The sequence below is a fragment of the Dactylosporangium sucinum genome, assembly GCF_014647515.1.
Lineage (GTDB): Bacteria > Actinomycetota > Actinomycetes > Mycobacteriales > Micromonosporaceae > Dactylosporangium > Dactylosporangium sucinum.
This window is the reverse complement of the sequence record NZ_BMPI01000198.1, coordinates 1-987: the sequence shown is the minus strand read 5'-3', so window position 1 is coordinate 987 and position 987 is coordinate 1. Positions and strand designations below refer to the sequence as shown.

The following is a 987-nucleotide window of genomic DNA, read 5'->3' as shown; positions in this document are numbered from 1 at the left end:
GCGCGCGGCGACGGCCTTCACCCGCAACACGGCGTCGAGCCGCTCCGGAGTCAGCGACATCACCATACCGTCGTCCAGCACACCCGCCGCATGCACAACCCCACCCACCGGCTCCACCAACACCGCCGCAAGAGCATCACGATCGGTCACATCGACCGCCTCGATCCGCACCCGCGCACCCAGCACCGTCAACTCCTCGACAAGCCGCTCCGCGCCAGCCGCCGCCACCCCGGACCGCGACAACAACAGCAGACTCCGCACACCATGAACGGCCACCAGATGCCTGGCCACCAACGCACCGAGCCCACCGGTACCCCCAGTGACGAGCACCGTCCCCGTCCAGACCTCGCCAGCCGTCCCGGCCGGGACCACCCGCGCCAGCCGCGCCACCAACACCTTGCCGTCACACACCTTCAACTGCGGCTCACCGGCCACCGCAAGCGCCCGGGCCACCTCCCCATCCTCGGCGTCGACCAGCACGATCCGGTCCGGATACTCCGACTGCGCCGAACGCACCAACCCCCAGATCGCCGCAACCCCCGGATCGACGTCCACCCCCGACGTCACCACCGCCAGCCGCGCATCCTCCCGGACCAAAGTCTCCTGCAACACCAACAGCGTCGCGGCCACCTCCGTCGCCCGGTACACCGTCCACCCGTCCAGGTCGACGGCCGTGTCCGGCTCAGCCACCGCCACCCACTCAACCGTGAACAACGCATCACGCCCCGGGGCCACCGGCCGCATATCCGGCAACGCCCGCGTCACCAACCGATCAACCTCGATGACGGCACCACCCTCGGCATCCGTCGCGACCAGCCGCACACCACCGTCCGCCAACAGCGTCAACCGAGCCCGCAACACCGACGCCCCAGCCGCATACAAGCGCACCCCCGACCAGGCGAACGGCACCCCATCCAGACCGGGATGCCCAGTAACAGCCAGGCCGATCCCGTGCAACACCGCATCGAGCAGCGCCGGGTGCAACAC

The 987-nt window shown here is 69.9% G+C and carries 1 protein-coding gene; it reads right to left on the bottom strand.

The window, feature by feature from the left end:
- Positions 1 to 987 (bottom strand): SDR family NAD(P)-dependent oxidoreductase (locus IEZ31_RS55795; protein ID WP_190258297.1); only part of this gene is annotated, 987 nt, incomplete at both ends.